This window comes from Microbacterium sp. RU1D (genome assembly GCF_900156435.1).
GTDB lineage: Bacteria > Actinomycetota > Actinomycetes > Actinomycetales > Microbacteriaceae > Microbacterium.
Map to the genome: position 1 here is coordinate 104603 of NZ_FTPQ01000001.1, position 13854 is coordinate 118456.

At 72.0% G+C, this 13854-nt stretch carries 14 protein-coding genes; 8 read left to right on the forward strand and 6 right to left on the reverse strand.

Annotated features, from left to right (window positions below; translation table 11 throughout):
• Positions 1-7 precede the first annotated feature (7 nt).
• From B0B15_RS00445 to B0B15_RS16670, 4 genes are all read left to right on the forward strand, one after another.
• Positions 8-1729, forward strand: coding sequence for a glycoside hydrolase family 35 protein (locus tag B0B15_RS00445; RefSeq protein WP_076672786.1), 1722 nt, complete (start codon positions 8-10; stop codon positions 1727-1729).
• A 214-nt stretch (positions 1730-1943) separates the two neighbouring features.
• Positions 1944-2513 carry a pyridoxamine 5'-phosphate oxidase family protein gene (locus B0B15_RS00450; RefSeq protein ID WP_076672787.1) on the forward strand — a complete coding sequence of 190 codons (570 nt, stop codon included), beginning with the start codon at positions 1944-1946 and terminating at the stop codon, positions 2511-2513.
• A complete protein-coding gene (locus B0B15_RS00455; protein ID WP_076672788.1) occupies positions 2510-2950 on the forward strand; it encodes a cupin domain-containing protein in 441 nt (146 codons plus the stop codon). The genes B0B15_RS00450 and B0B15_RS00455 overlap by 4 nt, the downstream gene beginning before the upstream one ends.
• A gap of 31 nt (positions 2951-2981) precedes the next feature.
• A complete protein-coding gene (locus tag B0B15_RS16670; RefSeq protein ID WP_256334116.1) occupies positions 2982-3110 on the forward strand; it encodes a hypothetical protein in 129 nt (42 codons plus the stop codon).
• Between the two features lie 14 nt (positions 3111-3124).
• Here B0B15_RS16670 and B0B15_RS00460 read toward each other — a convergent pair whose 3' ends face one another.
• On the reverse strand, positions 3125-4408 hold the full coding sequence (locus B0B15_RS00460) for an MFS transporter (RefSeq protein WP_256334117.1): 1284 nt from the start codon (positions 4406-4408) through the stop codon (positions 3125-3127).
• Positions 4409-4476: 68 nt separating this feature from the next.
• Here B0B15_RS00460 and B0B15_RS00465 point away from each other — a divergent pair, with 68 nt between their 5' ends.
• Positions 4477-5061, forward strand: coding sequence for a TetR/AcrR family transcriptional regulator (locus B0B15_RS00465; RefSeq protein WP_076672790.1), 585 nt, complete (start codon positions 4477-4479; stop codon positions 5059-5061).
• A 44-nt stretch (positions 5062-5105) separates the two neighbouring features.
• Here the strand turns inward: B0B15_RS00465 and B0B15_RS00470 are convergent, their stop codons facing one another.
• A complete protein-coding gene (locus B0B15_RS00470; protein WP_076675036.1) occupies positions 5106-6071 on the reverse strand; it encodes a LacI family DNA-binding transcriptional regulator in 966 nt (321 codons plus the stop codon).
• 133 nt (positions 6072-6204) lie between these two features.
• Here B0B15_RS00470 and galT point away from each other — a divergent pair, with 133 nt between their 5' ends.
• Together galT and galK are read left to right on the forward strand one after the other, a co-directional pair.
• On the forward strand, positions 6205-7296 hold the full coding sequence (gene galT, locus B0B15_RS00475; RefSeq protein WP_256334246.1) for a galactose-1-phosphate uridylyltransferase: 1092 nt from the start codon (positions 6205-6207) through the stop codon (positions 7294-7296).
• Positions 7293-8456, forward strand: a complete 1164-nt coding sequence (galK, locus tag B0B15_RS00480; protein ID WP_076672792.1) for a galactokinase — start codon at positions 7293-7295, stop codon at positions 8454-8456. The genes galT and galK overlap by 4 nt, the downstream gene beginning before the upstream one ends.
• A gap of 187 nt (positions 8457-8643) precedes the next feature.
• On the opposite strand, the gene B0B15_RS00485 is transcribed toward galK, so the two are convergent.
• The 4 genes from B0B15_RS00485 to B0B15_RS00500 all read right to left on the reverse strand — a co-directional run bounded on the left by B0B15_RS00485 (position 8644) and on the right by B0B15_RS00500 (position 12848).
• Positions 8644-9627: an LLM class F420-dependent oxidoreductase gene (locus tag B0B15_RS00485; protein ID WP_076672793.1), complete on the reverse strand. Its 984-nt coding sequence runs from the start codon at positions 9625-9627 to the stop codon at positions 8644-8646.
• A 264-nt stretch (positions 9628-9891) separates the two neighbouring features.
• On the reverse strand, positions 9892-10869 hold the full coding sequence (locus tag B0B15_RS00490) for a DNA-methyltransferase (protein ID WP_256714450.1): 978 nt from the start codon (positions 10867-10869) through the stop codon (positions 9892-9894).
• The gene (locus tag B0B15_RS00495) at positions 10848-11897 is read right to left on the reverse strand and encodes a lipoate-protein ligase LplAB (protein ID WP_076672794.1); all 1050 of its coding nucleotides are present in this window, start codon (positions 11895-11897) and stop codon (positions 10848-10850) included. The genes B0B15_RS00490 and B0B15_RS00495 overlap by 22 nt, the downstream gene beginning before the upstream one ends.
• Before the next feature lie 9 nt (positions 11898-11906).
• Positions 11907-12848 (reverse strand): DMT family transporter, encoded by a 942-nt coding sequence (locus B0B15_RS00500; protein WP_076672795.1) that lies wholly within the window; start codon positions 12846-12848, stop codon positions 11907-11909.
• Between the two features lie 71 nt (positions 12849-12919).
• Between B0B15_RS00500 and B0B15_RS00505 the strand changes: the two genes are divergently transcribed.
• Complete coding sequence (locus B0B15_RS00505; protein ID WP_076672796.1) at positions 12920-13828, forward strand: LysR family transcriptional regulator; 909 nt, start codon at positions 12920-12922, stop codon at positions 13826-13828.
• Positions 13829-13854 lie beyond the last annotated feature (26 nt).

Here is a 13854-nt window from a genome sequence, read left to right on the forward strand (position 1 = left end):
AGACACCGTGACGACCTTCACCATCGGCGAGACCGACTTCCTGCTCGACGGGCGACCGCACCAGGTCATCTCGGGCACGCTCCATTACTTCCGCATCCACCCCGAGCACTGGGCCGACCGCATCCGCACCGCCAAGGCGATGGGCCTCAACACCATCGAGACCTACGTGGCGTGGAACGCCCATGAGCCGGTGAAGGGCGAGTGGGATGCCACCGGCTGGAACGATCTGGGCCGTTTCCTCGACCTCATCGCCGCCGAGGGCCTGCACGCGATCGTGCGCCCGGGTCCGTACATCTGCGCGGAGTGGCACAACGGCGGCCTGCCCGTGTGGCTCACCTCGACGCCGGGGATCGGCATCCGTCGCTCCGAGCCGCAGTTCGTCGCGGCGGTGTCGGAGTACCTGCGTCGCGTGTACGAGATCGTCGCCCCGCGCCAAATCGACCGCGGCGGCAACGTCGTGCTCGTGCAGATCGAGAACGAGTACGGCGCCTACGGCTCCGACAAGGACTACCTGCGCGAGCTGGTGCGCGTCACGAAGGACGCCGGCATCACGGTCCCGCTGACCACCGTCGACCAGCCGATGCCGTGGATGCTCGAGGCGGGGAGCCTGCCCGAGCTGCACCTCACCGGCTCGTTCGGCTCGCGGTCGGAGGAGCGCCTGGCGACCCTGCGCGAGCACCAGGCCACGGGGCCGCTGATGTGCTCCGAGTTCTGGGACGGCTGGTTCGACTGGTGGGGCAGCATCCACCACACGACCGACCCCGCGGCATCCGCCCACGACCTCGACGTACTGCTCGCGGCCGGCGCCTCGGTGAACATCTACATGGTGCACGGCGGCACGAACTTCGGGACCACGAATGGCGCCAACGACAAGGGCCGCTTCGACCCGATCGTCACCTCGTACGACTACGACGCGCCGATCGACGAATCGGGCCACCCGACGGCGAAGTTCCACGCGTTCCGCGAGGTCATCGCGAAGTACGCGCCTGTGCCGACCGAGGCGCCCGGGCCCCGGCCCGCGGCCCCCGTCTTCGACGTCCCGCTCTCGGGCGAGGGCGAATGGATGCCGGCATCCGGCGCCACGACTCCGACGGACGCCCCCGCGACCTTCGAGCAGCTGGGGCACCTCGGCCCCCTGGTGCGGTACGACGTCGAGCTGCCGTCGTTCACCGGTACCGCGGCGCTCGTGTTCGACGAGGTGCGCGACCTCGCCTGGGTGCACGTCGACGGCGTGCCGGTGGGACGCCTGTCGCGGTCCCTGAAGGAGCGCGCGCTGATGATCCCCGCCGGCGCCCACCTGACGGTGCTCGTGGAGGACCAGGGGCGGGTGAACTACGCCGACCGGCTCGGCGAGGCGAAGGGCCTGGTCGGGCCCGTCACTTTGAACGGCGCCGCGGTGACCGGATGGACCGCCACACCGATCGACCTCGACACCGTCGAGGGCTCCGGCACGGGCACGGCCGGTCGGGCGTTCCTGCGCGGGACGTTCGACCTCGAGACGCCCGGTGATCTGTTCCTCGACACGACGTCGTGGGGCAAGGGCTTCGCGTTCGTCAACGGCTTCTTCCTCGGCCGGTACTGGAACAACGTCCCGCAGGACACCCTGTACGTGCCGGGACCGGCGACCCGCGCCGGCGCGAACGAGATCGTCGTGCTCGAGCTCGAGCACGCGATCCAGCCGGTCGCCCGCTTCGTGGCGGAGCCGTCGCTCGGGCAGCTGGAGGAGTAGGCCGGCGACCGGGCGGTCCGGCGGCGCGGCGGCGCGCCGACCCGCCGACCCGGCGACCCGGCATCCCGGCGACGCGGCATCCCGGCGACGCGCCGAAACAGGCGATCCGTTCGAGAACAGGACGACCCGCGAGATCGCGGTCCTGCTCTTGGCGGATCGCCTGTTCCGCGTCGGCCGGGCGTGCGCCGTCGCGCGGGAGGGGCAGGATGGGGTCATGACGATGGCCGCTTGGCTCCGCTCGCTCCCCTCCCTCACCGGCGTGGCTCCCGAACCGGATGCCGGTCCCCTGCCCGACGCGCCGGAGCCGCTCTTCGAGCGATGGATCCGGCAGGCGGTGGAGGCGGACGTCGCCGAGGCGCACGGCGCCACCCTCTCTACGGTGGATGCCGACGGCATCCCGGATGCTCGTGTGCTCATCCTCAAGGACGTCGGACCTCGCGGTTGGGCGTTCGCGGGCCCGCGGGACTCCGCGAAGGCCGAGCAGCTGGCCGCGCGGTCCGCTGCGGCCCTGACCTTCTGGTGGCCGGCCGTGCTGCGGTCCGTGCGCGTGCGCGGGAGCGTGCGGGAGGCGTCGGAGGAGGAATCCGCCGCAGATCTCGCGGCGCGATCCGCGGCCGCCCGCGACGGGATTCCTCCGGGCGGGTGGGTGCTGTGGCGAATCGTGCCCGACCGGGTCGAGTTCTGGCACGGCTCCCCCGACCGCCGCCATCGGCGCACGATCTACCGTCGCACCGGCGATGGCTGGCAGGTTTCCGCCCCGGCGACAGAGAGCGAGACGACGTGAGCGACTACGAGATCACCGACATCGGAGCGATGGCCGACTGGCGCGACCACTTCGGCGGCTTCGTACCGGAGCGCTCGCGCGACGGACGACGCGTGGTCGATCACGAGCTGACGATGCAATTCATCGGCATGACGGCGAACGCCCTCCTGCCCGGCGAGGACGCGGGCTACTGGCACACGCACAGCCGGGTGGAGGAGCTCTACGTGTTCCTCGAGGGGCGCGGACAAATGGGCCTCGACGACGACGTCGTGGACGTCGGCCCCGGTAGCGTCATCCGCGTCGGGCAGGGCGTGTGGCGCGTCTGGCGCGCGGTCCCGGACAGCCCCGGCGAATTGCGGTGGTTGTGCATCCGCGCGGGTGGCGAGCCCCTTCCGCACATCCCCGACGACAGTGCGCGCGACGCCGACCGTCCGATGCCGTGGGGCGACGGGGCCTGACGGCGGTTCGACCTCAGGCACGCGTCCTCGCGTGGTGCCGCGTGACGCGGGTGCGATTGCCGCAGCCGTCTTCGCGCCGAACGGGGCGAGCACCTCGCTCTCGAGCGTCGTGACGCTCACCCTGCGGCAGGTGCGCCTGCCCGACCGCCCGATGCACTGACCCGCGTCGCCGCCTCACGTCGTGGTGATCACGGACCCCGCGGCATCCGGAACCGTCGTTTTCATCGACGGGCTCGTGAAGCGCGCCCGTCCGATGACCACGGCCGCGGCGACCATGAGCGCCGCCCCCAGTACGTACGGCGCCGCGTGGGCGACGTGGGCGTACAGCAGACCGGCGACCAGCGGCGCGACGGTACCGACGGCGGCGTTGAGGGACTGCGCGGCTCCGGCGATCCAGCCCTGCTCGTCGTCGCCGACGGCGTTGGAGAGCAGACCGTCCATCGTGGCCTGCGCCGCCCCCTGGCCCGCCGCGAGCGTCAGCGCGCCCACGACGAACAGCCACGGCTGGGCGAACAGCGACGTGACCCCGGCGAGGGCGACGAGACCGATCGCCTGCGTGACGATGCCGCTGACCACGACACCCCGCTCGCCGATCCGCGGCAGCAGGAACCCGAGCAGCACGCCCTGGATGGCGATGTCGATGATGCCGACGCACGCGGTCAGCAGGCCGATCGCGGTGGGAGTCCATGCGATGGCGTCGAGGGCGAGCACGCTGAAGTTGTTGACGAAGAAGCCGAACGGCAGGCCCACCAGGAGCAGCCCGATCATGAGCCCGCGCAGCTCCGGACGGCGGAAGACGCCGCGGAACACCGCGAACGGGTGCACCGCCCGCAGATCGAGAGCGGCGATCCGCTTGTCGGGGGCGAGACTCTCGGGCAGCAGGAAGATGCTGAGGATCGCGACCGTCAGCGCGAGGCCCGCGGTGACGAACACCGGCAGGTCGACGTCGATCGCGGCGAGCGTGCCGCCGAGGGCGGGGCCGACCATCGTGCCGATGCCGGCCGTCGCCCCGAGGACACCGAAGCGCCGAGCCCGCTTGTGGGGCGGGGTGATGTCGGCGAGGTAGGCGAAGAGGGCGGGGAGGTCGCCCGCGGTCACGCCCTGCACGATGCGTCCGAGCAGCAGCACCCAGATGGCGCCCCCGATGCCGAAGAGGAGGAAGCCGAGGGCGCCCCCGAAGCCGGCGACGATGATGACGGGCCGCCGGCCGAAGCGATCGGAGATGCGGCCGAGGAACGGGGCGACGAGGAACGCGCAGAGAGCGTTGACGGTCTCGAGGATGCCGACCCACACGGCGAGGTCGGCCGGGTTCGACACGTACCGCAGCACCACGAAGGGCAGGACCGGGAGCACAACGGTCATGCCGGCGGTCGTCAGCGTCGTCAGGACGACGAGCATGACCCAGGCGCGACGGCCGTCGCGGACGTTGAGCGAGGAAGAGGAAGATTCTGAAGTCACGCCGTAACTGTACTCGTACCAGTTTCGGTGTCAATACATGTTTGAAGCGAAGTCGGTAGAGTGTGTCCATGAGCGCAGACGTCGGACGCCGCGAACGCAAGAAGGCCGCGACGCGGAAGGCCATCTCCGACGCCGCGACGCAGCTCTTCGTCGAGCGCGGCTTCGACGACGTCAGCATCCGCGAGGTCGCCGATGCCGCCGACGTGTCGCCCACGACCGTCTTCGCGCACTTCCCCCAGAAGGAGGCGCTCGTCTTCGACGAGGACGACGCCCAGCGCGACATGCTCGTCGCGGCCGTGCGCGACCGCCCGGACGGCACGTCGGTGTCCGACGCCCTTCGCGACCTCTACCGGCGCGAGCTCATCGGCCTCGCCTTCGACCCCACGGGCGCGCATCGTCGCCAGTTCATGCAGCTCATCACCGACACACCTGCCCTCCGCGACTACGCCTCACGCATGTGGCTGCGCCACGAGGACGCCCTGGCCGCGGCCATCGCCGAGACGACCGGACAGAGCGAGCCGGATGCCGAGACCCGCGTCTACGCGCGAATGGTGCTGCAGCTGCAGATCCTCGCCTTCGAGCACGACGATGCCGCCGCGACCATCGAGGCGGGCTTCCGTCTCTTCGAGCGAGGGTGGCGCGAGCCGCGCTGACGGCGGCCGTCTCGCGCGCGGCGCGCCGAGGCTGCCGGCGTGCATCAGGCTCCGGCGGTGCTCCGTCGCTCGATCAACGACGCGGGAACGGTCTCCGCAACCGTGTCGCCGCCCTCGATCGCCGCGACCAGTGCCGCGACCGCGCGGCGGCCGAGGGCGTCGAAGTCCTGACGCACCGTCGTCAGGGGCGGGCGGAACTCCGCGGCATCCGCGATGTCGTCGAAGCCCATCACGGAGACGTCCTCGGGGACGCGCCGACCGGCGTCGGCGAGAGCACGCAGGGCACCGAGCGCCATCTGGTCGTTGGCGACGAAGATCGCCGTGGCCTCGATCAGCTCCGAGGCCACGAGATGGCCGGATGCCGACGTCCAATCGCCGCGGACCGGTTCAGGCGCGGTGAGACCCGCGTCGACGAGCGCCTCGCGCCAGCCGCGCTCCCGCTCGGCGGCGGCGAACGACCCGCGCGGTCCCGCGAGGTGGTGCACCGTGGGATGACCGAGCTCGAGCAGGTATCGCGTCGCAGCGCGCGCCCCGCCGGCGTGATCGGTCTGCACGATCGAGAAGCGCGCATCGGGCGGGGAGTCGACCACGACGACGTGCAGGTCGGCGGGGGGATCGACGTCGCGGGCGAGCTCGGTCGCCTCGTTCAGCACCACCGCCCCGTCGACGCCCTGCGACCGCAGCCGCGCGAACGCGTCGCGGATGCCGCGCTCGCCCACGGTCACGACCGCGAGCGCGTAGTCACGGGCCGCGGCGGCCTCGGAGATCGCCTGCAGCATGCGGGAGTTGCCGACGGATGCCAGCGTCGACACGACGAGGCCGATGGTGGAGGTCTGACCGGTGCGCAGCGCGCGGGCGGCGCGGTGCATGCGGTAGCCGAGGTCGGCCATGGCCCTCTCGACCCGTGCGCGGGTGGCGGGATCGACGCGGGGGCTGCCGTTGGCCACGCGCGACACCGTCTGCGCCGAGACTCCGGCCCTCTCGGCCACATCGGCCATGGATACGCGCATCACGCCCCCTCATGTTGACGATATCACGCCCCGGTTGTAGCGTGTTATCGTGAACACGGACACTCCCTCGGCGGAAACTCTGGGCGCCGGCGTCGTCAAGCGGACGACCCGTCTCGCCGACGGCCGCGAGCTGATGTACTTCGACGACCCCGGAACGACGCTCGGTGCCGAGCGCGCGGTCGATTCCCGCACCCTCGACCCGCGTCCAGCGACGGCGACCATGCGCCAGGACGTGCTCACGGGCGACTGGATCACCGTGGCGTCCAACCGCCAGAACCGCGCGTTTCTGCCCCCCGCGCACCTCGACCCGCTGTCGCCGCAGACGCCGACCAACCCGTCGGAGATCCCGTCGCTGTACGACGTCGCCGTGTTCGAGAACAAGTCGCCCTCGTTCGGTCCGGCGCTCGATGTGGCCACCGGCGACGCTCCGGCCGCCGTCGACCCGCCCCGCGGCGACGACGACCTCGAGCACCTCGGCCTCGGCCGCACGCGCACCTCGGTCGGTCGCTGCGAGGTGGTGTGCTTCAGCCCCGCGCACGAGGGGTCGTTCGGCTCGCTCTCGCGCACCCGCGCCCGCACCGTCATCGAAGCGTGGGCCGACCGCACCGCGGCGCTGTCGGCTCTGCCCGGCATCCGTCAGGTGTTCCCGTTCGAGAACCGCGGGCAGGAGATCGGCGTCACCCTCCCCCACCCGCACGGGCAGATCTACGCCTACCCCTACGTCACCCCGCGCACGCACCGTCTGCTCGACACGATCTCGCGGACCTCCGACGACCTGTTCGCGCGCATCCTGGAGTTCGAGCAGGGCGGCGAGCGCGTCGTTCTGCGGGGCGAGCACTGGACCGCCTTCGTCCCGTTCGCCGCGCGCTGGCCCATCGAGGTGCACGTGCTCCCGCACCGCCACGTCGCCGACCTCGCGGAGACGACGGATGCCGAGCGTGACGAGCTGGCGCCGTTCTACCTGCGATTGCTGCGCGGCATCGATGCGCTGTACGACACCCCCACCCCCTACATCGCCGCCTGGCATCAGGCACCGGTCGGACGCGGGCGGGAGGCTGTCCGCCTCAACCTGCAGATCACCTCGCCGCGTCGCGCCGCCGACAAGCTCAAGTACCTCGCCGGATCCGAGGCCGCCATGGGCGCCTGGATCGGCGACGTGACCCCCGAATCGCAGGCCGAGCGCCTGCGCGCCGCCCTCGACACCGTTCCGGAGGTGACGGCATGACCGCCGTCGACGACGCCCGCACCCTTCTCGCCACGCTCACCGACGCCCCGGTCGAGGGGGTGTGGTCGGCGCCCGGTCGCGCCAACCTCATCGGCGAGCACACCGACTACAACGAGGGCTTCGTGTTCCCGTTCGCGATCGCCCAGCGCACCGCCGCGGCCGTCGCCCTGCGCGACGACGACGTCATCCGGGTGAGCTCGACCTTCTCGCCCGAGCCGGTCGAGGTCTCGCTCGCCGACCTCGACGCGACGATCGCCGCCGGCGGCCTCGATTGGGCGGGCTATCCGTTGGGCGTGGCGTGGACGCTGCGTCGGGAGGCTCCGGATGCCGCGCCCCACGGCGTCGACATCGCCCTGGCCTCCGACGTGCCGGTGGGTGCCGGGCTGTCGTCCTCCGCCGCGATCGAGGGAGCCGTGGCATCCGCCCTCAACGACGTGTGGGACGCCGGCCTCGACAAGGTCGCGCTCGCCCGCGTCGGCCGCATCGCCGAGAACGACGCCGTGGGCGCCCCCACCGGGATCATGGACCAGATGGCCTCGATGCTCGGCGTCGCCGACGCGGCCACCTTCCTCGACTGCCGCACGCTCGAGACGCGTCCCGTCGCGCTCGGCTTCTCCGACGCGGGCCTGGCGATCCTCGTGGTCGACACACTCGTCGAGCACGCGCACTCCACCGGGGGCTACCGCGAGCGCCGCGAGGCGTGCGAGCGCGGGGCAGCGGCGTTCGACGTCGCCTCGCTGCGCGATCTCACGGTCGACGACCTGCCGCGCGCCGCGGAGATCCTCGACGATGTCACCTTCCGCCGCGTCCGTCACGTCGTGACCGAGAACCAGCGCGTGCTCGACACCGTCGCCGCCCTCGACGCCGACGGCCCCGCCGCGATCGGCGACCTCCTCATCGCCTCGCACGCCTCGATGCGCGACGACTTCGAGATCTCGGTACCCGAGCTCGACCTCGCCGTCGAGACGACGCTGGCGTCGGGCGCGCTCGGCGCGCGCATGACCGGCGGCGGGTTCGGCGGGGCGGCCATCGCGCTGATCCCTGTCGAGTCGATCCGGGCGGCGACGGATGCCGTGCGGGCCGCGTTCTCGGCATCCGGATTCCGCGCTCCGAACGTGTTCACGGTGACCCCGTCGGAGGGCGCGCGGCGCGACGCGTGAGGCACCGCCCCCTCGATGAACGCCCGCTGCCCCGAGACACGCTCCTCGCGAGCGTTTCCCGGTGCAGCGGGCGTTTTCCCCGTGCGTTCGACCCACCCACCGAGAGACGCGCGAGTCGCCAGGGATCGTCGCCTCCCGGTCGGATGAGGCGACACGATCCGGCGACTCGCGCGCTCTGCGGCCGGCGTCAGAGGTTCGGGATCACCTCGCGCTCGAAGAGCGAGATGCCCGAGGTGTCGTACGCGGCCTCGGGGAAGTAGTGGATCGCGTAGCCGAGCCCGTGCTCGGCGCGCTCGCGCAGCCTCTCGACGATCTGCTCGGGCGTGCCGAAACCGACGGAGGAGCGGTAGTCGGCCTCGATGGCATCCGCCCGGTCGTCGCCCACGTGCGGGCGCAGTCGGGCCACGACTGCGGCCAGACGATCGTCGGCCTCGGCCTCGGTCGCCGCGACAATCGTGTTGAAGTTCGTGGAGCGCGTGATCTCGCCGAAGTCGCGGCCGAGGGCGTCGCAGTGCCCGCGCAGCACCTCGGACTTGTGGTCGAACTCCTCGACCGAGTTGCCGAAATTCGTGTACGAGGCGTACTTCGCCGCGATCTTGAGCGTGACCTTCTCGCCCCCGCCGGCGATCCACAGCGGAATGCCGCCGGGCTGCAGCGGCTTCGGCTGCACGATCGCGCCGTCGACCTCGTAGTACTTCCCCGACAGGGTCGCCTCACCGGTGGTCCAGGCCTGGTGCATGATCTCGACGCCCTCGCGCAGGCGACCGAGACGCTCGGCGATGGGCGGGAAGCCGTAGCCGTACGCCTTCCACTCGTGCTCGTACCACCCGCCGCCGATGCCCATCTCGGCGCGGCCGCCCGAGATCGCATCGACGGTGGCGGCGACCTTCGCGAGATAGGCCGGGTTGCGATAGCCCATGCACGTGCACATCTGGCCGAGCCGCACGCGGTCGGTCGCCGCGGCGAAGGCGGCCATGAGGGTCCACGCCTCGTGCGTCGCTTCGGCGCTGGGCACGGGGGTGGTGTGGAAGTGGTCGTAAACCCACAGCGAGGCCCAGGGGCCGTCGTCGGCGCTCTGGGCGAGGGCGTTCATGACACGCCAGTGTTCGGAGGGGTCGATGCCGACGAGGTCGAAGCGCCAGCCCTGGGGGACGAAGATTCCGAATTCCATGCGCTCACCCTAGGCGCGGCCGCCGACGTCGGGGGCCGTCGAGCCGGAACCCGCGGCGGCGGGCCGCAACGCGCGGCGCCGTCACCGCCGGCCCCACCCGACTCCGCCGCGCGATATCCGGCCGCCGCGCTCGCTCGTCGAGAGGGAGCCTCGGGCACGACCGGGGTTCGGGGCGCGATCGTACGTTCGGGGCGCGGAAAATCGTGCCCCGAACGCCGAAATGCGCCTCAAACGCGCTCATGCCGGCAGCGCCCGGGGCCGCGCTCAGCCCGCGAACGGCTCCAGGCGCTTGCGCATCACCGCGACGGCGTCGGCGTTGTCGTCGATCAGCACGCTGTGCCGGCCGAGGGGGGCGGCGACGGCGCCGAGCGTGCCGCTGCCGGCGAACATGTCGAGCACGCGATCGCCGGGGCGGCTGGACGCCTGCACCATGCGCCGCAGCACGCCCTCGGGCTTCTGCGTCGGGTAGCCCGTCTTCTCCCGACCCGTGGTCGGCACGATGGTGTGCCACCAGACGTCGGTCGGCATCTTCCCGCGCGCGGCCTTCTCGGCGGTCACGAGACCGGGAGCCATGTAGGGCTCGCGGTCGACGGCATCCGAATCGAAGAAGTACCGGGCCGGGTTCTTGACGTAGACGAGGATCGTTTCGTGCTTCGTGGGCCAGCGGCGCTTGGTCTTCGCACCGTAGTCGTAGGCCCAGATCAGTTCGTTGAGGAAGTGGTCGCGACCGAACAGCGCGTCGCACATCACCTTCGCGTAGTGCACCTCGCGGTAGTCGAGGTGCAGGTAGAGCGTCCCGTCGTCGGCGAGCAGACGCCACGCTTCGATCAGCCGCGGCTCGAGGAACCCCCAGTAGTCGTCGAAGCGGTCGTCGTAGGTGCGCAGGTCGCCGCGCAGGCGCGCGTACTCGCGTCCGTGGAAGCCGCGCTGCACCACGGGAGGCGGAGGCGGCTCCTCCTCGGGGAACGTCAGCATGTTCGGATCGTCGCCGGATGCCGCGACCTCGGGCTCGGCGGCATCCGGGGTCTCCGCGTCCTCGGCCGGGGGCGTCCACGTCGCCGACTCGACGGCCTTCGAGCGGGTGCGCCCGGTGTTGAACGGCGGGTCGAGGTAGACGAGGGCGAACGACCCGTCGGCGTAGGCCGGGGTGACGTCGAGGTTGTCGGCGTGGTGGATCTCGACGCGGCCGGTCTCGGGGGCGTCGGGGAGGACCTCGACGCTCACGGGACGCGCTGCAGCCACGCGTCGGTGGCGAACTTCGTCTCGACGAGCGCTTCGGCCTCGGCGTACTCCTCGTCGGAGATGTGCCCCTCGGTCGCGCCGTACAGGGTGGTGAAGGTCTGGATGAAGCGGTCGATGACCTGATCGCGCGGGAGTCCGGTCTGGCTGCGCAGGGGGTCGACACGCTTGGCGGCGGAGACCGTGCCCTTGTCGCTGAGCTTCTCACGGCCGATGCGCAGCACCTCCGTGAGCACCTGGCCGTCCATGTCGTAGCTGAGCGTCGCGTGGTGCAGCACCCCGCCGTTCGCCAGACGCTTCTGCGCGGCGCCGCCGATCTTGCCGTGGGGTCCCGCGATGTCGTTGAGCGGCTGGTACACCGCGTCGATGCCGAGCGAGCGCAGCGCCTGGAGCACCCAGTCGTCGAGGAAGGCGTACGAGTCGGCGAAGGTCATCCCGGCGACAAGGGATGCCGGGACGTACAGCGAGTACGTGACGATCGAGTTCGCCGCCATGAGCATTGCGCCGCCGCCCGAGATGCGGCGGACCACGTCGAACCCGTGGTTCGCGGCGCCTTCGGGGTCGACCTCGTTGCGCAGCGACTGGAACGAGCCGATCACGACGGCGTTCTCGTTCCACTCCCACAGGCGCAGAGTGGGCTTGCGGAGTCCGGCGCCCACGCGGGCGGTGAGCACCTCGTCGAGCGCGAGGTTCATGCGCGGCGACACGGGAGCGTCGTGCACGACCTCCCACTCGAAGTCCGCCCAGCCGGGAGCCGTCACCAGCGCGCGGCGGATCGCGGTCGCCACCGACTCGGGGGTGAAGCCGAGCAGCTGCGCCCCCTCGGGGAGGGCGGCGCGGATGGCTGCGGCGATCGTGGGCACGTCGGACTCGACGGGCAGGCCGTTCACGGCCGCATCGATGTCGTCGAGGGCGTCGTCGGGCTCGAGGAAGAAGTCGCCCGCAAGGTGGAAGCCGTGGATGCGGCCCTCGCGCTCCTCGAGGTCGACGACGACCAGCTTGCCCCCCGGGACCTTGTACTCGCCGTGCATGCATCCAGCCTACGGCGGCGGCGCCGCGGCCGGGACGGGAGGGGCGACGCCGGGGGCGACGAGCCCACGGCGGTGACGGCGCTCGATCGCCTGACCGACGTACGACGCGGCGATGATGAGGGCCGCGCCCACGAGTGCGGGCAGCCCCAGCGCCTCACCGCCGACCGCCACGCCCACCGCGAGAGCCCATACCGGTTCGGTGCCCATGAGGATGCTCGCCCGCGTCGCCGAGGTGCGCCGCACGGCCCACAGCTGCACGACGAACGCGAAGACCGAGCACAGCAGGCCGAGGAACAGCACGCTCCCCCACCCGGATGCCGAGAGCCGGCCCACCGCGCGTGGGAGGTCGGCGCCGGCCACCGCCGACGACGCCCCCGCGCACACGAGAAGCTGCACGAACACCACGGCGAGGGTGCTGTCGTCGCGGCCGCGCGTGAGGCGCGCGCTGGCCGTGACGTGCACGGCGCGCACGACCGCCGCGACGATGACCAGCGCGTCGCCGGGATTCGGCATCCGCAAGCCCCCGCCCGAGACGAGCAGCGCCACCCCGACCACGGCCGCGACGGCGGCGACGAAGTACGACCTCGGCAACCACGATCGCGCCGCGATGCTCTCGAGCACGGGGGTGACTACGAGAGCGAGGCTGATGAGCAGTCCCGCGTTCGTGGCGGAGGTGAGGTGGACCCCCCATGTCTCGAGGCCGATCACGGCCGCCTGAGAGCAGCCGAGCACGACGGCGATCGCGAGGCCGCGGCCGCGTGGCATCCGCTCTCGGCGCACCGCGCAGATCACCCCGAGCGCGCCCGCCGCGACGAGGAAGCGCAGGGCGACGGCCGGGGCGACGCCGGCCTCGGCGGCAAGGCCCTTCGCGGCGAGGAAGCTTGCGCCCCACACCGCCGCGACGGCCACGAGGAGCACGTCGACGACGATTTCGGGTGCACGGCGGGTCATACGTCCAGCCTCGACCGGCCGACACGGAAGAACAACGCCACGTTTCTTCAGCGTCCCGTAAGTTCTGGCTTATGGATCCTGCCCACCTCCGCCTCCTGCGTGAACTGGGCGACCGCGGGAGCGTGGCCGCAGTCGCCGCGGCGCTGCACGTCTCCGCGTCGGCGGTGTCGCAGCAACTCGCGCATCTGCAGGCGCGCGTACCGGTGCCGCTCACCGTGCGCCGCGGACGTGTGCTGACCCTCACCGCGGCGGGTGAGGCGCTCGCCGCCGCCGGCACGCGCGTGGAGGAGGCGCTCACCGCCGCGCGCGAGGCGGTCGGCGACTTCCTCGACGGGGATGAGCGACCGGTGCGGGTGTCGGCTTTCCACAGCGCGGGACTCGCGCTGTTCGGTCCCCTGCTGCGCGAGCTCGACGGCATCCCTCCCCTTCATCTCGCCGACGCCGATGTGGCGCACCGGGACTTCCCGGGCCTCACCGCCGACCACGACCTGGTGATCGCGCACCGCCTCGCGCACGACCCGCCCTGGCCCCAAGACCGGGTCGTCACGACGCCGCTGCTGACCGAGGCCCTCGACATCGCCCTCCCGGCGGCGCACCCGCTGGCCGCGCGCGAGCGGCTCGCCGCCGCCGACCTCGTCGAGCAACCGTGGGTCTCGGTGCACGAGGGGTTCCCCCTGGCCGGGGTGCTCGACCACCTCGCCGCGCACGTGGGCCGACCACTGCGGATCGCGCACCGCATCAACGAGTTCTCGGTGACCGCCGAAGTCGTCCGCGCCGGGGCGGCGATCGCCGTAATGCCCCGCACGACCGCGCTTGCGCTCGCCGTCGACGGTGTCGTGCTGCGCCCTCTCGACGACCTCCCCCTCGTGCGTCACGTCGATGCCCTCGCCCGGCCCGATGCGCTGGCGTACGCGGCCGCGCGCCTGGTGCTCGACGCGTTGCGCACCGTCGCCTCTCGTGCCACGGATGCCGCCGGTTGATCCGGTCGACGCCGGAGGGCGGCGCC